Here is a 19083-nt window from a genome sequence, read left to right as displayed (position 1 = left end):
TCCCACCTCCCGTCGCGCATGCGCGTCCGTCGCCAGGGTCGTGCGGCAAGGACGGCCACGGACGGCCGGTTCCGACAGGGGGCGAAAATTTCCTGCGGCCCCCTTGGAACTGGATGACTGACGAATTATGATATTCATCAGTTAACCGGAGAGCGGTCGTGAGCATCAAGGTGAGGGAGACCGCCGAGGAAACCCGCGAGCGCATCGCGCGCACGGCGGAGGAGTTGTTCCGCCGCATGGGTTTCGCCAAGACCGCGGTGGCGGACATCGCGTCCGAGCTGGGCATGTCCCCGGCCAATGTCTACCGTTTCTTCCCCTCCAAGACGGCCATCGTCGCCACCATCTGCAGCCGCAGCCTTGGGGAGATCGAGACCCAGGTGGGCCAGATTGCCGCCGGGCCAGGCACCCCGCAGGCGCGCATCATCGCCGCCTATCTCGCCATGATGCGCTACCACAAGGAGAATTTCCTGGAGGAACGGCGCGTGCACGACATGGTGCTGGTGGCCATGGAAAACAATTGGGAGGCCATCGAGGCGCACAAGGCGCGCATCGGCACGCTGGTGGCCCGCATCCTCACCGACGGCATGGCGCAAGGCGTGTTCGTGCCGCACGATCCGCTGGCGGTGAGCCAGATCATCCTCGGCACCTGCGTGCGCTTCTGCCATCCGGTGCTGGTGGCGCAGAACATCGACGAGGATCTGGAGGCGGGGCTGACGGCCTCGCTGACCTTCATCCTGCGCAGCATCGAAGTGGAACGCACCCCCCTGGCGTGAGGGCGAGCCGGGGGAACCCGGCCCAGCCGTGCGCCATGATACTGACGATCAGCGAGTTTCATCAGTTCTGAACCGTAACTCATCATTCGACAGGAAACCGACATGCCCCCCGCCGCACCCTGTCCCTTCCAGCCTCCCGCCGGCCCGCCGCGCCGCCGCGCCGCCGTCCTCGTCGCGGGCCTTGCCGCCATCGCCTTGTCCCTTGCCGCCTGCGGCGAGCAGGCCCCGGCCCAGAGTCAGGCCGAGCCCGCGGCGGTGGTGGCCCGGCCGGTGCAGGTGGCCAAGGTGGCCTTCCGCCCGCGGGAGACGGAGAAGAGCTTCGTCGGCGTGGTGCGGGCGCGGCGCGAGATCGACCTCGCCTTCCGCGTCGGCGGCAAGGTGGTGCAGCGCCGGGTGGAGGTGGGCGACCGCGTGGCCCCCGGCGACGTGGTGGCCCGCATCGACCCCGAGGACCTGAAGCTGGAGCTGGAAAGCGCGCGCGCCGAATTCGCCGCCGCCACCGCCAACCTGGCCCAGACCACGGCCGAGGACGGGCGCTATCGCTCCCTTTCCGCCAAGGGCGTCGCCTCCACCGCCGACCTCGACCGCAAGTCCCTGGCCAAGGAGGAGGCGGTGGGCCGGCTGGAGCGGGCCAAGCGCGCCCTCGACCTCGCCGAGAACCGCCTGTCCTATGCCGACCTGGTGTCCGACACCGCGGGGGTGGTGGTCTCCACCGCCACCGAGCCGGGGCAGGTGGTGGCCTCCGGCCAGACCATCGTGCGGGTGGCGCGGCTGGAGGAGAAGGAGGCCGCGGTGGCCCTGCCCGAAACCGCCTTGGCCGATGCCCGCCGCTCCGACGCCAGCGTGACCCTGTGGGCGGACCCCGGCCGGCGCATCAAGGCGCACCTGCGCGAGCTGTCGCCGCAGGCGGACCCGACCTCGCGCACCTATCCCGCCCGCTTCATCCTGGAGGATGCCAACGACGCCGTCGCGCTCGGCATGACCGCCACCGTGACCTTGTACCCGCGGGGCGAGGCGGCGGTGGCGCGGCTGCCGCTCTCGGCCCTCATTGATCGCGGCCAGGGCCCGCAGGTGCTGGTGGTGGACCCCGCGACCCGCATCCTCGCCCAGCGGCCGGTGAAGATCGCCGCCTACACGGAGGATTCCGTTCTCCTCGCCTCCGGCGTCGCCGACGGGGAGGAGGTGGTGGCCTTGGGCGTGCAGACCCTGCTGCCCGGCCAGCAGGTGCGCCCGGTGCCCGTGGCCGGCGACCTCGCCGCCCAGATGCCCGCCGTCGCCAGCCGAGGGACGCAGCGGTGAGCGCGCCCGACACCTCCCCCGCCGGCGCCCCCGGCCCCGCCGATGCGGCGCCGCCCGCCGGCCCCCTCGGCGGCTTCAATCTCTCGCGCTGGGCCATCACCCACCGCGCCCTCACCTTGTTCGCCATCCTGCTGCTGGCGGCGGCGGGAACCTATTCCTACTTCAACCTCGGCCGCGCGGAGGACCCCTCCTTCACCATCAAGGTGATGGTGGTGCAGGTCGCCTGGCCCGGCGCCACGGCCTCCCAGATGCAGGCCCAGGTGGCCGATCCCATCGAGAAGAAGCTGCAGTCCCTGCCGCGTCTCGACCGCATCGAGAGCTATTCGCGCCCCGGCGTCTCCTTCGTGCAGGTGATCCTGGCCGATTCCACCCCCGCCCGGGAGGTGAAGGACCTGTGGTACCAGGTGCGCAAGAAGGTCTCCGACATGCGCGCCGAGCTGCCCCAGGGGGTGGTGGGCCCGGGCTTCGACGACGAATATGGCGACGTCTATTCCGCCCTCTACATGCTGAGCGGGGAGGGGGTCGGCCCGGCCGAGCTGAAGCGGCAGGCGGAGCTCATCCGCCAGCGCCTGCGCCGCGTGCCCAAGGTGGAGAAGGTGGACCTCATCGGCGAGCGGCCAGAGCGCATCTATATCGAATTCTCCCACGCCCGCCTCGCCACCCTCGGCATCACCCCGGCCCAGATCTTCGACAGCGTGGCCCGGCAGAATGCGGTGGTGGCCGGCGGGGCGGTGGATACCCGCTCCGACCGCATCAACCTGCGCCTCACCGGCGCCTTCACCGGGGTGGAGGCCATCGCCGAGGTGCCGGTGGCGGTCAACGGCCAGCTCATGCGCCTCGGCGACATCGCCACCGTGAAGCGCGGCTATGAGGACCCGCCCTCCTACATCGTGCGCCAGCACGGGCGCCCGGCCGTGGGCATCGGCGTGTCCATGGAGCAGGGCGCCAACATCCTCACCCTCGGCAAGGCGCTGAAGGTGGCCATGGACGAGGCCGTAAGCGAGCTGCCGGTGGGCATCGACGTGGTGCAGGTGGCGGACCAGCCGCACATCGTCGCCGAATCGGTGGGCGAGTTCCTGAAGACCTTCGCCGAGGCGCTGGTGATCGTGCTGGTGGTGAGCTTCCTCTCGCTGGGCTTTCGCACCGGCATCGTGGTGGCGCTCTCGGTGCCCCTGGTGCTGGCCATCGTCTTCCTGGTGATGTTCGCCTCCGGCATGGACCTGCACCGCATCACGCTCGGCGCCCTCATCATCGCCCTCGGCCTGCTGGTGGACGACGCCATCATCGCCATCGAAATGATGGTGGTGAAGATGGAGGAGGGCTGGAGCCGGACCCAGGCGGCCACCTTCGCCTGGACCTCCACCGCCTTCCCCATGCTCACCGGCACGCTGGTGACCGCCGCCGGCTTCCTGCCGGTGGGCTTCGCGCGCTCCTCCTCGGGCGAATATGCCGGCGGCATATTCTGGGTGGTGGGCATCGCGCTCATTGCCTCCTGGTTCGTGGCGGTCATCTTCACCCCCTATCTGGGCACGGTGCTGCTGCCGGACATGAAGAAGGGGCACGCCCACGAGATGCACGACGGGCGGGCCTACCGCGCCCTGCGCACGGTGCTGGAATGGTGCCTGCGCCACCGCCTCACGGTGATCGCCGCCACTCTGGCCCTGTTCGCCGGATCGGTGGTGGCCTTCGGCTTCGTGCAGCAGCAGTTCTTTCCCACCTCCACCCGCACCGAGCTGTTCCTGGAGATGCGGCTGCCGGAAGGCACCTCCGTCACCGTCACCGAGGCCACGGCGAAGAAGGCCGAGGCGCTGGTGGGCGCCGACCCGGACGTGGTGAACGCCATCACCTATGTGGGCCGCGGCGCGCCGCGCTTCTGGCTGGGCCTGAACCCGGTGCTGCCCAACCCGAACTTCGCCCAGATGGTGATCGTGACCAAGGACGTGGAGGCGCGCGAGCGGCTGAAGGCCCGGCTGGACGCGGCCCTGGCGCAGGGCGCCCTGTCCGAAGCGCGGGTGCGCGTGGACCGCTTCGTGTTCGGCCCGCCGGTGGGCTTTCCGGTGCAGTTCCGCGTGGTGGGGCCCGACCCCCTCGCCGTGCGCGAGATCGCCGAGAAGGTGCGGGTGGTGATGGCGCAGGACCCGGCCGTCATCGACCCCCACCTCAACTGGGGCGAGAAGGTGAAGTCCATCACCCTGGCGGTGGACCAGGATCGCGCCCGGGCGCTGGGCACCACGCCGCGCGACCTCTCCGAGACGCTGCAGACCCTGCTCTCCGGCTATACGGTGACCCAGCACCGCGAGGGCACCTTGCTCATCGACGTGGTGGCCCGCGCCGTGCCGGAGGAGCGGGTGGACCTGGAGCACCTTTCCGCCCTCACCGTCACCACCCGCAACGGCCTTGCCGTACCGCTGGGGCAGGTGGCGCGCATCGCCTATGACCATGAGGAGCCCATCCTGTGGCGGCGCGACCGCGACCTGGTGCTCACCGTGCGGGCGGACGTGAAGGACGGCGTGCAGCCGCCCGATGTGACCGCCCGCCTGCTGCCGAAGCTCGCTCCCCTCAAGGCGGAGCTGCCCACCGGCTACCGCATCGAGACCGGCGGCTCGATCGAGGAGAGCGCCAAGGCCAATGCCTCCCTGGCGGCGGTGTTCCCGGTGATGCTCATCGTCATGCTGACGCTGCTGATGATCCAGCTGCAGAGCTTCTCCCGGCTCGCCCTGGTGCTGGCCACGGCGCCGCTGGGGCTCATCGGCGCGGCGGCGGCGCTGCTCATCGCCCACAAGCCGTTCGGCTTCGTGGCGCTGCTGGGCCTCATCGCCCTGGCCGGCATGATCATGCGCAACACCGTGATCCTGGTGGACCAGATCGACCACGACATCCGCGACGGCCACACGCCCCACCGCGCCATCGTGGACGCGACCCTGCGTCGCGCCCGCCCGGTGGTGCTCACGGCGCTGGCGGCGGTGCTGGGCATGATCCCGCTGGCGGAAAGCGCCTTCTGGGGGCCCATGGCGGTCACCATCATGGGCGGGCTGCTGGTGGCCACTGTGCTGACCCTGCTGGTGGTTCCGGCGCTTTACGCCACCTGGTTCCGGGTGAAGGTGACGGACCCCGCGCCGGCCCCCGGCGCCATGCCCCAGCCGGCGGAGTGATGCGCCGCGGGCAGCGGGCGCCGCGCGCGCCCTCTGCCTCCGGCCATGGGACAACGTGTCAGATCCCGACGCGGGTCGTGCGGGACGACAAGTTGCGGATGGATCGCATCTGGAGAGGCCGGCGCCGCAGGCCGGTGATGAAGCGCGCTGCCGGGGCCGGGGGGCTGGCGGCTGCGGTGGCCCTTGCCCTCCTCGTCGCCGGTGCCGCCATGGCCGGCGCTGCCTTGGCCGGGCCGCCGGAGGCCGCAGCCCGCAGGGAGCGGCTGGAAGCGCTGGGCGAATCCCTGTTCTTCGACGCCGACCTGTCCCGCAACCGCACCCAGTCCTGCGCCACCTGCCACGATCCGGCCCGGGGCTTCGTGGACCCGCGCACCGGCGGGGCGGGCGGGGCGGTGTCGGTGGGGGACGACGGCACGTCCCTGGGGGTGCGCAACGCGCCCACCGTGGCCTATGCGGCCTCAAGCCCCACCTTCGGGCGGCGGGCGGACGGCGCCTTCGTGGGCGGCCAGTTTCTGGACGGGCGGGCGGACACGCTGCAGGCGCAGGCCGGCCAGCCGATTCTCAACCCGGTGGAAATGGCCATGCCGGACAAGGCCAGCGTGGTGGCGCGGCTGAAGGAGAAGCCGGCCTATGTGGAGGCCTTCCGCGCCCTGTTCGGCCCCGGCGTGTTCGGCACCACCGCCGGCGCCTATGACGCCCTGTCCCAGGCCCTTGCCGCCTATGAGCGCAGCGCCGCGGTCTCGCCCTTCGATTCGAAATACGACCGCTTCCTGCGCGGCGAGGCGAAGCTGACCGACCAGGAGGAGCTGGGCCGCGTGCTGTTCTTCTCCAACCAGTTCACCAATTGCCACCTCTGCCACAAGCTGACGCCCTCGGGCGGGGCGGGGGAGACCTTTTCGGACTACCGCTTCCACAATATCGGCGTGCCGGCGAACGCAGGCCTCAAGGCGCCGGTGGACCACGGCCTGCTGCAGCGCCCCGGCATCACGGGCCGGCGGCATGACGGGCAGTTCCGCGTGCCCACCCTGCGCAATGTGGCGGTGACCGGCCCCTATATGCACAACGGGGTGTTCAAGGATCTGCGGACGGTGATCTTATTCTACAACAAGTTCAATTCTTCGGCGCCCGAGCGGCAGGTGAACCCCGAGACCGGGCGGGAATGGGGCCGGCCGGAGGTGCCCGGCACCCTCTCCCTCAAGGAGCTGGAAACCGGCCCGGCGCTGGACGACCGGCGCATCGACGCCCTGGTGGCCTTCCTGAAGACCCTGACCGATCGCCGCTACGAGCCCCTGCTCGCCCCTTAGAGCGCGATCCGGGCAAATGGACTCCATTTGCCCGGTGAATCGCCCTCTAAACTCAGGAAGGGGCGCGATCCGGGCAAATGGACTCCATTTGCCCGGTGAATCGCCCTCTCCCTTCCTGAAGGGAGACGGATGGCCTGCCGGCACGCAACCGCCCAAGGCGATCCGCCCCGGCAGATGCGGCCCCGTGCGGTGCAGGCCGCGGTTTTGCCTCAGGCCTTGGTGTCGCGCAGGGTGAGGCCGAACAGCAGCGTGCCCACGCCGTTGACGATGAGGTCCACGCCCAGGAACAGGCCGAGGATATAGACCGAGTTCACCGGCCAGCGGGCGATGATGATGAAGCCGAGCAGCAGGGTGACGAGGCCGGACACCACGATCCAGCCCCAGCCCTTGCCGGGGCGCGTGCCCACGCCGGCGACGATGCGGAAGATGCCTTCCACCGCCAGCGCCACGCCGATCATGAGGGTCAGCACGCCCGCGCCGAGCAGCGGGTTGTACATGATGAGGCCACCCGCCACCACATAGAGCAGGCCGGCCAGCATCCAGTAGAAGAAGCGGCCCCAGCCCTGGACCCGGAAGGCGTGGATGACCTGCACCACGCCGCCCACCAGAATCAGCGCACCCACATAGAGGGCCGTGACCAGGGTGGAGGCGAGCACATGGGCGAGGGCGACAAAGCCGAGCATGATGAAGGCAATGCCGAGCACCACGAACCACCCCCAATTGGCGCGGATGGCGTGCAGCTTGTCGGCAACGACAGATGCGGAAGCAGGTGCAGGCATGGTCATTGTACCGTCTCCGGATGCGAGTTCATGTGAAGCTCGCCGGTTGCGGTGAGTCCCTCTCACCACGTCGATCATACAGGAGGACGCAACGGTGCATAACGGCGCTGTGGGCATGCGGCGAGGCGATGAGACGCAAGGATGCAAGGACGGCGCAGGGATGGGGCGGGAATGGGGGCGGGAATGGTGGTGCAACTGGTGAAGGCCGCGCGGCGCAGCGCGGCCATGGCGGCGGGGGCGGTGCGCGTGCATCCCCGCCTGTTCCTGGCCCTGGCCGCCGGGACGGTGGTGTTCGTGGCGCTTGCGGCGCTGCTGCTGCGCACGCGCTTCCTGATCGCCTTCGACGTGACCGCCGCAGCCTGGCTGGTGATGGCGCTGCGGCTGGTGCTGCGCTGCGATGCCGGGGCGGTGCGCCGCCGGGCGGAACAGGACGACGAAGGCGCATGGGTGGCGCTGGTGGTGGTCCTGGCGGTCACCGCCACCAGCCTGGTGGCCATCGTCATCGAGGCCGCCGGCGCCGCACACGATGGCGGGCCCCATATCGCCCTGGCGGGGGGCACGCTGGTGCTGTCGTGGTTGTTCTTCCACTCCGTGTTCGCCTTCCACTACGCACACGAATTCTATGACGACGACAAGCCCGACGCCCGGCCTATGCTGGGCTTTCCCGGCCCGGCCGAGCCGGACTACTGGGACTTCCTGTATTTCTCCTTCAACCTCGGCACGGCATCGCAGACCGCGGACGTGACGGTGAACTCCCCGCGGCTGCGGCGGTTCGTGCTGCTCCACCAGGTGGCGTCCTACGTCTTCAACGCCACCATCATCGCCCTGGGCGTGAATGTGGCGGCGACGCTGATGTGAGCCATGGGCCGGCACAAATGCAGCGGCCCCGGTCGTTGGACCGGGGCCGGCGGAAATGTCGGATGCGGATGGGGCCGACCGGCCGCCCGTCAGCGCTGGGCGGTGGGCGCGGCCGGGCGGGCGGCGGCGGGCGGCGCCGCGGGCGTGCCGGCGGCATTGGCCTGGGCGTTGCCCGGCTTCGGCATGATCACCACCTTGGTGCCCACCTTCACGCGATCGTAGAGGTCTTCCACGTCGGCATTGAGCATGCGGAAGCAGCCGGAGGAGACGAACTTGCCGATGGTCTGCGGCTCGTTGGTGCCGTGGATGCGGTAGATGGTGCCACCCAGATACATGGTGCGGGCGCCCAGCGGGTTGCCCGGGCCGCCGGCCATGAAGCGCGGCAGGTAGGGCTGGCGCTCGATCATCTCCGACGGCGGGCGCCAGTCGGCCCATTCCTTCTTGGCGGTGATCTTCTCGGTGCCGGACCAGGTGAAGCCCTCGCGGCCCACGCCGAGGCCGTAGCGCACGGCCTTGCCGCCGCCCAGCACGTAGTAAAGGTAGGTGTTGGGCGTATCAATGACGATGGTGCCGGCGGGCTGGGTGGTCACATAGTCCACCGTCTGGCGGCGGAAGCGCTCGGGCACCGGCTCGGTGGGGTCCACATTCTCGATGCGCGGGCCGGACGGCGCCTCGGTGGTGCCGGGAACCACGGCGGCATTGGTGGCATAGACGCCGGCGGGCGGCGCGCCGGCCGCGGCCGGGGCCACGCCGGCATTGGGCACCACGTTGGGATTGGCGTTGGCGCGGGCATAGATGGCGTCCTGGTCCACCGCGGCACGCGGCGGGGCGCCATAGCCCGGGTCCTGGCCGTAGACGGGGCGCGGCTCGCCATAGCCCGGCTGGCCATAGGCCGGCTGGGGCGGGGTGCCATAGGCCTGCTGGCCCTGGCCATAGGGCGCGGCGCCATAGCCGGGCTGGCCATAGGTGGCCACCGGCGCGGGCGCGCTGCCGGGCTGGGCTGGCGCCGGCTCGGGGCTGCGGCCGTAGGTCTGCTGGGCGGGCTGGGGATAGCCCGGCTGGGGATAGGCCTGCTGGGGATAGGCCTGGGGGGCGGGCTGCGGATAGGCCGCCTGGGCCGGCGCGCCATAGGGCGCGGCGCCGCCGGTGGGCGGGGCAAGGTCGGAGCGTTCCACCTGGTCGCGGCGCACCGGGGCGCTGCGGGCGTAGGGGTCGGTATAGCCGGGAGGCGCCTCGCCATAGCCGCCGACGGTGCCGGGCGGCACCGTGCCGGTTTCCTCCTCTTCCGCCGGCGGGCCCGGCAGGTGGTAGCTCGTGCCGTAGGCGCCCTGGCCGAGGGCCGGCGCGGTGAGTACGGATGCCCCGAAGGCGGCGAGGAGAAGCGAGTGGCGCAGGGTCATGTAAGTGCTGTTAACCGTGAAACGTGACGAAATTGGAAACGGGGCGCCGAAAATTTCGCACGCCACGCCGGACGGTCGGACCGACCGCCGGCGCCTGGAAAACGCGACAGCAAGCGGCCCCTTGCCTCGCATCTAGGCCTGCAAATGCGGCGACGCAACGACCGCCGGCGCAGCGCCGCTGATCGTGAACGGGAGGGCCGGGAAGGGTGGCTTGAAAGTCGCACCTGAAAGATATAAACATATCTTTATGTCTGATCCGGTGTCGGCCCCGCTGCTCTCTTTCTCCGCGCTTCTCGACGGCCTGAAGGCCGCGGGCGAGGATACGCGCCTGCGGCTTGTCGCCGTGCTGGGCGAGGCGGAGCTTACCGTGTCCGACCTCACCGACATTCTCGGCCAGTCGCAGCCGCGCATCTCCCGCCATCTCAAGCTCCTGGCCGATGCCGGCCTGGTGGAGCGCCACCGCGAGGCGAGCTGGGTGTTCTACCGCCGTGCCAGCGAGGGCCCCGGCGGGCAGGTGGCGGCGCGCCTCCTCGACCTCCTGGACCGCGACGACCCGGTGCTGGCCGGCGACCGCGCCCGGCTCGATGCGGTGCGCGCCGCCCGCGCCGCCGCCGCCCAGGCTTATTTCGCCGCCCATGCGCGCGAATGGGACGAGATTCGCCGGCTCCATGTGCCCGAGGCGGCGGTGGAAGCGGCGGTGCGCCAGATCGTGCTCGGCGGCATCGTGCCCGGCGCGCCCATCCGCTCGCTGCTGGACCTCGGCACCGGCACCGGGCGGATGCTGGAGGTGTTCGCCGCCGACATGGAGCGCGGCATGGGCATTGACCTGTCCCCCGACATGCTGGGGGTGGCGCGCGCCAATCTGGAGCGCTGCGGCATCCGCCACTGCCTGCTGCGGCAGGGCGACATCTATGCGGTGCCCGCGCCGCGTGATTCGTTCGATGTCGTGATCGTGCATCAGGTGCTGCATTATCTGGACGATGGCGGCCGGGCGCTGAAGGAGGCGGCCCGGGTGCTGCGGCCGGGCGGGCGGCTGCTGGTGGTGGATTTCGCGCCCCACGCCCTGGAATTCCTGCGCGAGGGCCACGCCCACCGGCATCTGGGCTTTGCCCGCGCCACCGTGGACGCCTGGCTCGCCGAAGCCGGGCTCGACCTTGTTTCCTACACCACCCTTGCGCCGGAAGGCGGCGCAGCGGAAGGACTGACTGTTTCGCTCTGGCTTGCGCGCGACCCGCGCGTGCTTTCGGCCACGGCGCCGGACCATGCCCACAGGGAGATTGCGTGATGACCATGCCGAGCCCCGCGACGCCGGACGCCGTGCCGCTGCGGGCCAGCCGCGAAACCGGCCGCGCGCCGGTGTCGGTGTCGTTCGAATTCTTCCCGCCCAAGACGCCGGAGATGGAAAAGACCCTGTGGGCCTCCATCGCCCGCCTCGCGCCCCTGTCCCCCGCCTTCGTTTCCGTCACCTACGGGGCCGGCGGCTCCACCCGCGAGCGCACCCACGCCACCGTGGAGCGAATTGCCAGGGAAACCGACCTCCACCCCGCCGCCCACCTCACCTGCGTGGCCGCCAGCCGCGACGAGATCGACGATGTGGTGCGCGCCTACAAGGCGGCGGGCGTGAAGCACATCGTGGCCCTGCGCGGCGATCCGGTGAGCGGGGTGGGCACGCACTACGAGCCCCACCCGCAGGGCTATGCCTATGCCTCCGACCTGGTGGCCGGCATCAAGCGCATCGGCGATTTCGAAGTGTCGGTCTCGGCCTATCCGGAGAAGCACCCGGAAAGCGCCAGCCTCGATGCCGACATTGATTACCTCAAGGCCAAGGTGGATGCCGGCGCCACCCGCGCCATCACCCAGTTCTTCTTCGAGAACGACGTGTATTTCCGCTATCTGGACAAGGTGCGGGCGAAGGGCATCGACATTCCCATCCTTCCCGGCCTGTTGCCGGTGACGAACTTCAAGCAGGCCTCCAACTTCGCCACCCGCACCGGGGCGAGCGTGCCGGCCTGGCTGCTGAAGCGCTTCGAGGGGCTGGACGACGACCCGGAAACCCGCAAGCTCATCGCCGCCGCCGTGGCGGCCGAGCAGGTGACGGACCTGGTTGATCGCGGCGTCACCGATATCCATTTCTACACCTTGAACCGCGCCGATCTCGTCTACGCCATCTGCCACCTGCTCGGCCTGCGCCCGAAGCCAGAGGCGGTGCCGCAGGCGGTGGCGGTCTGAGGAGAGAGAGATGGCTGGGGAACCGCAGAGTCCGGTGCTGAGCCTGCTTCGCGAGATTGGCGCGAAGCTTGATGGGCACGACAAGCGTTTCGACACGGTGGACAAGAAGCTCGACAGCCTGCGGCAGGCCATCAATGGGGAGAGCGTGCTCGGCCGCTACGCCGCCGCCGAGGTGGAGGAGCGGCTCGACGCCATCGAGAAGCGCCTCGCCACCCTGGAGAAGGGCACCTCCAAGAAGCCGCCTGCGCCCCGCAAGCCCACCACCTGATTTGCCAATTCCGCGGCGAAGGCCGCAACCCGCCCCTTCCGGGGCTCACGCCCCGAGATCACCCCGCCATGACCCAAACCCGCGCCGACGACATCTTCGCTGCCCTCGCCACGGCCGCCGCCGAGCGCATCCTGGTGCTCGACGGCGCCATGGGCACCATGATCCAGGCCCTGAAGCTGGACGAGGCCGGCTACCGCGGCGCGCGTTTCGCGGACTGGCCGCAGGACGTGAAGGGCAACAACGACCTCCTCAGCCTCACCCAGCCGGACGCGGTGCGGGCCATCCACCTGGAATATTTCCGCGCCGGCGCGGACATGGTGGAGACCAACACCTTCTCCGGTACCTCCATCGCCCAGGCCGACTACGGCATGGAGGCGATCGTCTATGAGCTGAATTTCGAAAGCGCCCGCCTCGCCCGCGAGGCCGCCGACCTGGCGCAGGCCGAGGACGGGCGCCCGCGCTTCGTCGCCGGCGCCTTCGGCCCCACCAACCGCACCGCCTCCATCTCCCCCGACGTGAACGACCCCGGCTTCCGCGCCGTGACCTTCGACGAGCTGGCCACCGCCTATGGCGAGCAGGCCCGCGGCCTCATGGACGGCGGGGCGGACATCTTCCTCGTCGAGACCATCTTCGACACGCTGAACGCCAAGGCGGCCATCTTCGCCATCGAGCAGCTGTTCGCCGCGCGCGGTTTCCGCCTGCCGGTGATGATCTCCGGCACCATCACTGATCTGTCCGGCCGCACTCTCTCCGGCCAGACGCCGGCCGCCTTCTGGTATTCGCTGCGGCATGCCAAGCCCTTCTCCATCGGCCTCAATTGCGCGCTGGGCGCCAAGGAGATGCGCGCGCACGTGGCCGAGATCGGCCGGGTGGCGGACACGCTGGTGTGTGCCTATCCCAATGCCGGCCTGCCCAACGAATTCGGCATGTATGACGAGAGCCCGCAGGCCATGGCCGAACTGGTGGGCGAGTTCGCCGCCTCCGGCCTCGTGAACATCGTGGGCGGCTGCTGCGGCACCACGCCGGACCATATCCGCGCCATCGCGCAGGCGGTGAAGGGCAAGGCCCCGCGGCAGGTGCCGCAGCTGGAGCCGCGCCTGCGCCTTGCCGGCCTGGAGCCGTTCGAGCTGACGCCGGAAATCCCGTTCGTGAACGTGGGCGAGCGCACCAACGTCACCGGCTCCGCCCGCTTCCGCAAGCTCATCACCAATGGCGACTTCCCCGCGGCGCTGGCGGTGGCGCGCGACCAGGTGGAGAGCGGCGCCCAGGTCATCGACATCAACATGGACGAAGGCCTCCTCGACAGCGAGGCGGCCATGATCACCTTCCTCAACCTCGTCGCCGCCGAGCCGGACATCGCCAAGGTGCCGGTGATGGTGGACTCATCCAAGTGGGAGATCATCGAGCAGGGGCTGAAGCGCCTGCAGGGGAAGGGCATCGTCAATTCCATCTCCATGAAGGAGGGGGAGGATGCCTTCCGCGAGAAGGCGCGCCTGGTGCGCGCCTACGGCGCCGCCGTGGTGGTGATGGCCTTCGACGAGGAGGGACAGGCCGACACCTTCGAGCGCAAGACCCAGATCTGCGCCCGCGCCTACCGCATCCTGACGCAGGAACTGGGCTTCCCGCCGGAAGACATCATCTTCGATCCCAACGTGTTCGCCGTGGCCACCGGCATCGAGGAGCATTCCGGCTATGGCGTCGCCTTCATCGAGGCCACGCGCTGGATCCGGGCGAACCTGCCCCACGCCCATATTTCCGGCGGCGTCTCCAACCTCTCCTTCTCGTTCCGCGGCAACGAGCCGGTGCGCGAGGCCATGCACGCGGTGTTCCTCTATCACGCCATCCAGGCGGGCATGGACATGGGCATCGTCAATGCCGGCCAGCTCGCCGTCTATGACGAGATCGAGCCCGGCTTGCGCGAGGCCTGCGAGGATGTGGTTCTGAACCGCCGGGCCGACGCCACCGAGCGGCTCCTGGAGATTGCCGAGGGCTTCAAGGGCGCCGCCGGCAAGGAGAAGAAGGAACAGGACCTCGCCTGGCGCACCTGGCCGGTGGCGAAGCGGCTGGAGCATGCCCTCGTCAACGGCATCACCGAATTCGTGGAGGCCGACACCGAGGAGGCGCGCGCCTCCGTCGCCCGTCCCCTGCACGTCATCGAGGGCCCGCTGATGGCGGGCATGAACGTGGTGGGCGACCTGTTCGGCGCCGGCAAGATGTTCCTGCCCCAGGTGGTGAAGTCGGCGCGCGTGATGAAGCAGGCGGTGGCCTATCTCATGCCCTTCATGGAGAAGGAAAAGGAGGAGATGGGCGTCACCTCCGCCTCGGCCGCGGGCAGGGTCCTGATGGCCACCGTGAAGGGCGACGTGCACGACATCGGCAAGAACATTGTCGGCGTGGTGCTCCAGTGCAACAATTACGAGGTCATCGACCTCGGCGTCATGGTGCCCACGGCGAAGATCCTCCAGGTGGCCAAGGACGAGAAGGTGGACGTGATCGGCCTGTCCGGCCTCATCACCCCTTCGCTGGACGAGATGGTGCACGTGGCCGCCGAGATGGAGCGCGAGGGCTTCGAGGTGCCGCTGCTGATCGGCGGCGCCACCACCTCGCGGGTGCATACGGCGGTGAAGATCTCGCCACGCTATGCCCGCGGCCAGGCGGTCTACGTCACCGATGCCAGCCGCGCGGTGGGCGTGGTTTCCAGCCTGCTCAACGCCGACACGCGCGGCGCCTATGTGGCCGACATCCGCGCCGAATATGTGAAGCTGGCCGAGGCCCATGCGCGCGCCGACGCCAACAAGCAGCGGGTGCCGCTGGCCAAGGCGCGCGACAACGGCCTGAAGCTGGACTTCTCCGCCTATGCGCCGCCCCGGCCCTCGGTCCTGGGCACGCAGGTGATCGAAGAGCACGACCTTGCCGACCTCGTGCCCTTCATCGACTGGACGCCCTTCTTCCAGTCGTGGGAGCTGACCGGGCGCTACCCCGCCATCCTGGACGACAAGGTGGTGGGCGGCCCCGCCCGCGCCCTGTTCGCCGATGCGCAGGCGATGCTGGGCAAGATGGTGGCGGAGAAATGGGTGAGCGCCCGCGCCGTGTTCGGCTTCTGGCCGGCCAATGCGGTGGGCGACGACATCCTGTTGTTCCGCGACGACACCCGCAAGAACCCGCTGGCCACGCTGCACACCCTGCGCCAGCAGCTGGCGAAGCGGGAGGGGCGCTTCAACCTCGCCCTGTCCGATTTCGTGGCGCCGCTGGAAACCGGCGTCGCCGATTATGTGGGTGCCTTCGCGGTGACTGCCGGGGTGGGCGAGGAGGAGCGGGTGGCGGCCTTCAAGGCCGCCAACGACGATTATTCCGCCATCCTGCTCAAGGCCCTGTGCGACCGCCTCGCCGAGGCCTTCGCCGAGCGGCTGCACCATCTGGTGCGCACGCAATTCTGGGGCTATGCGCCCGACGAGGCGCTGGCCAACGACGATCTCATCGCCGAGCGCTACCGCGGCATCCGCCCCGCGCCGGGCTATCCGGCCCAGCCCGACCACACCGAGAAGGAAACCGTGTTCCGCCTGCTCGACGCCACGGCCAAGGTGGGCATCCACCTCACCGAGAGCTTCGCCATGTGGCCGGGGGCGGCGGTGTCCGGGCTTTATTTCGGCCACCCGGAAAGCGCCTATTTCGGCGTCGGCCGCATCGAGCGCGACCAGGTGGAGGACTATGCGGCCCGCAAGGGCTGGAGCGTGGCGGAGGCGGAGCGCTGGCTCGCCCCCATCCTCAATTACGATCCCGCCCGGGTGGAGGCTGCGGAATAGGTCTGGCTAGGGCGCGATCCGATCAAATGGACTCCATTTGATCGGTGAAACGCCCTCTCACTTAAGGATAGAGAACGCATGATCCGATCAGCTTGCGTTGCAAGCTGATCGGCGCGTGCTCTAAGGCAGGGGGCGCGCCCTGCCGATCCAGCGGGGCACGCGGGCGGCATAGGCGGCAAATTGCGGCCCGAACTTCGCCGCCAGGTGGCGCTCTTCCCGCTGCGCCGCCAGCCGGTCGGTGGCGAGGGCGGCCAGCGGCGCCGCCGCCACCAGCCAGCCATTGGCGAGGGCCAGCCCCAGCCCCAGCAGCAACAGGGTGTTGCCGAGATAGATGGGATTGCGCGTGAGGGCGAACGGCCCGTGGGTCACCAGCCGGTCCGCCGGCCGGTGGGGCAGGATGTTGGTGCGGGCGCGGTGGAGCGTGACGATCGCCCACAGGTCAAGGCTTATCCCCAGCCCCGCCACCAGCGCGCCGCCGGCCCGCACCGCCGGCCCGGCGAGGAGGCCCGGCCAGAAGGACGGCGCGAGCGCGCCGAGGACCAGCGCGGCGATGAGCCCCCCGCCATAGAGCAGGGGCGGCCAGGGCAGCCGGTTCGGCGTGAGGGCGTCGGGCGCAGGATCTTGGGGCGCAGGATCTTGGGGTGGGGTCATGGGGCGGTCTCCCGGGCGGTGGATAGCACGCGGCCTGCGGCGGCATGTGCCTCTTGCCAAAACATTCATATAATATAATTTCATAATATTGAATGTTTTGCGGCCTTGGCCGGCGCCCCCGGGCGCCGCCATGGCGCACCGAAAGCCGCGCCACACCACACCGCGCCCCAAAGCCGCGCGCCCCAGGGAGAGCCCCATGAATTGCAGTCCCGGAGCCTGTTTCCTTCGCCGCAAGGCCTGGTCGCCTTATGCCGCGGGAATCGTCATCGGCCTTTTGCAGGTGCCCGCCTTCCTGCTCATCTCCACCGCCCTCGGCGCCTCGTCGTCTTATGTGACGGTGGGCGGCGCCATCGCCGCCTGGTTCGATCCGGCGGTGATGCAGATCGACTATGTGGCCAAGCACGTGGCCGCCACCGGCAAGAATCTGTGGCAGGTGGCGCTGGTGGTGGGCGTCGCCATCGGCGCCTTCGCCTCCATGCGGCTGTCCGGCGCCCGCCGCCAGCCCATCTCGCCGGTGTGGCGCCGGGCGCTGGGCACCTCCAGCCCGGCGGTGCGCTACGCGGTGGCGTTCGGCGCCGGCTTCATCATGCTGTTCGGCGCCCGGGTGGCGGATGGCTGCACCTCCGGCCACGGCCTGTCGGGCATGGCGCAGATGGCGGTTTCCTCCACCATCGCCGTCACCTTCATGTTCGTGGGCGGCATCGCCACCGCCTTCCTTCTCCTGCGCCGCATCTGACGCGCCCCCACGCACACGGAGACAGCCATGTCCGTCCTTTCGGCCATCCTCACCGGCGTTGCCATGGGCATCGTCTTCGGTTTCGCCCTCGAAAAGGCGCGGGTCTTCGAGCCCGGCATGATCGTGGGCCAGATGCAGATGCGCAATTTCATCATGCTGAAGGTGTTCCTCACCGCCGTGGCCACCGGCGCGGTGGTGCTGGCGGCGCTGCACGGCTTCGGCCTGGTGAAGCTGGCGCCCAAGGCCACCTTCTATGCGGCCGACGTGCTGGGCGGGCTGGTGCTGGGCGCCGGCATCACCCTGGCCGGCGCCTGCCCGGGCACCATCCTGGCGCAGATCGGCGCCGGCTACCGCGACGCCCTCTTCACCCTGGCCGGCGGCATCGCCGGGGCGGTGGCCTTCGGCTATGCCGAGCCGGCGCTGAAGCCGTGGCTGCTCTCCGGCGGCCCGGGCAAGCTCACCTTCATGGATCTCACCGGCCTGTCCTACACCGTGCTGGCCCTGGGCCTGGCGGCGGTGCTGGTGGTGGTGCTGGTGGTGCTGGAGCGCTGGCGCCCGTGGCAGCGCGACCTGGGCGCCGATGTGGATGGTGATTTCGGCCCCGCCGAGGCGCCGTCCGCCGTGCCCGGCACGCGCCTGAAGCCGGCGGAGTGAGCGCCATGCCCGCGCCCCGGCCCACTCCCTCCGACCGCCGCATCGTCATCCTCGGCGCCGGCTTTGCCGCCCTCACCGCCATCCGCGAGCTGCGGCGGGCGGGGGTGCGGGAGGAGATCACCGTCGTCTCCCCCCGGGACGAGCTGGTGTACCTGCCCAGCCTCATCTGGATTCCCTCGGGCATCCGCAAGGGCGACGATTTGAGGGTGCCGCTCGCTGGCTTCTTCGCCCGCCACGGCGTCACCCATGTGAAGGCCGAGGTTCAGGCGGTGACCGACGGCGGGCGCATCGTGGAGACCACGCACGGGCCGGTGGGCAACGACCTGCTCCTCATCGCCTCCGGCGGGCGCTACATCCGCAAGCTGCCGGGCATCGAGAACGCCATCATCCCCTGCGAGGGCATCGCCGCCGCGGAAGCCATCCGCGACCGGCTGGCGGCGCTGAAGCAGGGCACGGTGGCGGTGGGCTTCGGCGCCAACCCCAACGAGCCCTCCGCCGTGCGCGGCGGCCCCATGTTCGAATTCCTGTTCGGCATGGATACGCTGCTGCGCCGGCAGAAGCGGCGCGAGCGCATCGACCTCGTGTTCTTCAACGCCTCCAGCCAGCCGGGCCAGCGCCTGGGGCCCAAGGCGGTGGGCGGGCTTTTGCGGCAGATGGAGCGGCGCGGCATCCGCACCCAGCTGGGCCACAAGATGGTGCGCTTCGAGCCCGGCGCGGTGGTGACCGAGGGCGGCGCCTTCGATGCCGATCTGATCCTGTTCATGCCCGGCCTCACCGGCCCCGCCTGGCTGGAGGCCAGCTGCCTGCCCAAATCCCCCGGCGGCTTCATCGCCGCCAGCCAGACCTGCGCGGTGCCGGGGCTGGACCGGGTGTATGTGGCGGGGGATGCCGGCTCCTTCCCGGGGCCGGACTGGATGCCCAAGCAGGCCCACCAGGCCGACCTGCAGGCGGTGGCTGCCGCGCGCAACATGGCGGCGGAGCTAGCGGAGTGCCGGCCCGACGCAGTGTTCAAGCCGGAGCTGATCTGCATCGTCGATACGCTGGATGCGGGCATGCTGGTGTTCCGCGACATGAAGCGGAACGTGGTGCTGCCCCGCCTTGCGCCCTTCCATGCCCTGAAGCGCATGTTCGAGGCCCGCTACCTGAAGGCCTACCGCGCCGGGTGATCTGGCCGCCG

15 protein-coding genes are annotated in these 19083 nt (G+C 70.0%); 12 read left to right on the top strand and 3 right to left on the bottom strand.

What is annotated here, in order from left to right; all coding sequences use genetic code 11:
* Window positions 1-158 precede the first annotated feature (158 nt).
* The 4 genes from ACI7BZ_RS01250 (at window position 159) to ACI7BZ_RS01235 (ending at window position 6528) form a co-directional block, all read left to right on the top strand.
* Window positions 159-773, top strand: coding sequence for a TetR/AcrR family transcriptional regulator (locus ACI7BZ_RS01250; protein ID WP_414115395.1), 615 nt, complete (start codon window positions 159-161; stop codon window positions 771-773).
* 102 nt (window positions 774-875) lie between these two features.
* Window positions 876-2072 (top strand): efflux RND transporter periplasmic adaptor subunit, encoded by a 1197-nt coding sequence (locus tag ACI7BZ_RS01245; protein WP_414115394.1) that lies wholly within the window; start codon window positions 876-878, stop codon window positions 2070-2072.
* Between the two features lie 95 nt (window positions 2073-2167).
* The gene (locus ACI7BZ_RS01240; RefSeq protein ID WP_414119061.1) at window positions 2168-5224 is read left to right on the top strand and encodes an efflux RND transporter permease subunit; all 3057 of its coding nucleotides are present in this window, start codon (window positions 2168-2170) and stop codon (window positions 5222-5224) included.
* Between the two features lie 137 nt (window positions 5225-5361).
* On the top strand, window positions 5362-6528 hold the full coding sequence (locus tag ACI7BZ_RS01235; RefSeq protein WP_414115393.1) for a cytochrome-c peroxidase: 1167 nt from the start codon (window positions 5362-5364) through the stop codon (window positions 6526-6528).
* Between the two features lie 209 nt (window positions 6529-6737).
* On the opposite strand, the gene ACI7BZ_RS01230 is transcribed toward ACI7BZ_RS01235, so the two are convergent.
* Complete coding sequence (locus ACI7BZ_RS01230) at window positions 6738-7313, bottom strand: HdeD family acid-resistance protein (protein ID WP_414115392.1); 576 nt, start codon at window positions 7311-7313, stop codon at window positions 6738-6740.
* Between the two features lie 165 nt (window positions 7314-7478).
* Between ACI7BZ_RS01230 and ACI7BZ_RS01225 the strand changes: the two genes are divergently transcribed.
* Window positions 7479-8165, top strand: coding sequence for a DUF1345 domain-containing protein (locus ACI7BZ_RS01225; protein ID WP_414115391.1), 687 nt, complete (start codon window positions 7479-7481; stop codon window positions 8163-8165).
* An 89-nt stretch (window positions 8166-8254) separates the two neighbouring features.
* Here ACI7BZ_RS01225 and ACI7BZ_RS01220 read toward each other — a convergent pair whose 3' ends face one another.
* Entirely contained in the window at window positions 8255-9565 is a 1311-nt protein-coding gene (locus tag ACI7BZ_RS01220) for a L,D-transpeptidase family protein (protein WP_414115390.1), read from the bottom strand.
* Window positions 9566-9812: 247 nt separating this feature from the next.
* Between ACI7BZ_RS01220 and ACI7BZ_RS01215 the strand changes: the two genes are divergently transcribed.
* The 4 genes from ACI7BZ_RS01215 (at window position 9813) to metH (ending at window position 15865) form a co-directional block, all read left to right on the top strand.
* On the top strand, window positions 9813-10850 hold the full coding sequence (locus ACI7BZ_RS01215) for an ArsR/SmtB family transcription factor (RefSeq protein ID WP_414115389.1): 1038 nt from the start codon (window positions 9813-9815) through the stop codon (window positions 10848-10850).
* Complete coding sequence (gene metF / locus ACI7BZ_RS01210) at window positions 10850-11794, top strand: methylenetetrahydrofolate reductase [NAD(P)H] (RefSeq protein ID WP_414115388.1); 945 nt, start codon at window positions 10850-10852, stop codon at window positions 11792-11794. The genes ACI7BZ_RS01215 and metF overlap by 1 nt, the downstream gene beginning before the upstream one ends.
* A gap of 10 nt (window positions 11795-11804) precedes the next feature.
* On the top strand, window positions 11805-12062 hold the full coding sequence (locus tag ACI7BZ_RS01205; protein ID WP_414115387.1) for a hypothetical protein: 258 nt from the start codon (window positions 11805-11807) through the stop codon (window positions 12060-12062).
* 68 nt (window positions 12063-12130) lie between these two features.
* Window positions 12131-15865, top strand: a complete 3735-nt coding sequence (metH, locus tag ACI7BZ_RS01200; protein ID WP_414115386.1) for a methionine synthase — start codon at window positions 12131-12133, stop codon at window positions 15863-15865.
* Window positions 15866-15985: 120 nt separating this feature from the next.
* On the opposite strand, the gene ACI7BZ_RS01195 is transcribed toward metH, so the two are convergent.
* A complete protein-coding gene (locus ACI7BZ_RS01195; protein ID WP_414115385.1) occupies window positions 15986-16516 on the bottom strand; it encodes a methyltransferase family protein in 531 nt (176 codons plus the stop codon).
* 196 nt (window positions 16517-16712) lie between these two features.
* Between ACI7BZ_RS01195 and ACI7BZ_RS01190 the strand changes: the two genes are divergently transcribed.
* Genes ACI7BZ_RS01190 through ACI7BZ_RS01180 form a run of 3 tightly spaced genes read left to right on the top strand, consistent with a single transcriptional unit; the run spans window position 16713 to window position 19072 of the window.
* Entirely contained in the window at window positions 16713-17252 is a 540-nt protein-coding gene (locus ACI7BZ_RS01190) for a YeeE/YedE thiosulfate transporter family protein (RefSeq protein ID WP_414115384.1), read from the top strand.
* A gap of 27 nt (window positions 17253-17279) precedes the next feature.
* Entirely contained in the window at window positions 17280-17906 is a 627-nt protein-coding gene (locus ACI7BZ_RS01185; protein WP_414115383.1) for a YeeE/YedE thiosulfate transporter family protein, read from the top strand.
* A gap of 5 nt (window positions 17907-17911) precedes the next feature.
* Window positions 17912-19072 (top strand): NAD(P)/FAD-dependent oxidoreductase, encoded by a 1161-nt coding sequence (locus tag ACI7BZ_RS01180; RefSeq protein WP_414115382.1) that lies wholly within the window; start codon window positions 17912-17914, stop codon window positions 19070-19072.
* Window positions 19073-19083: the final 11 nt, after the last annotated feature.

It is taken from the genome of Xanthobacter sp. AM11, from assembly GCF_047444035.1.
Lineage (GTDB): Bacteria > Pseudomonadota > Alphaproteobacteria > Rhizobiales > Xanthobacteraceae > Xanthobacter.
Note: the sequence above shows the minus strand (reverse complement) of the source record. Positions and strands in the feature narration are given on the sequence as shown.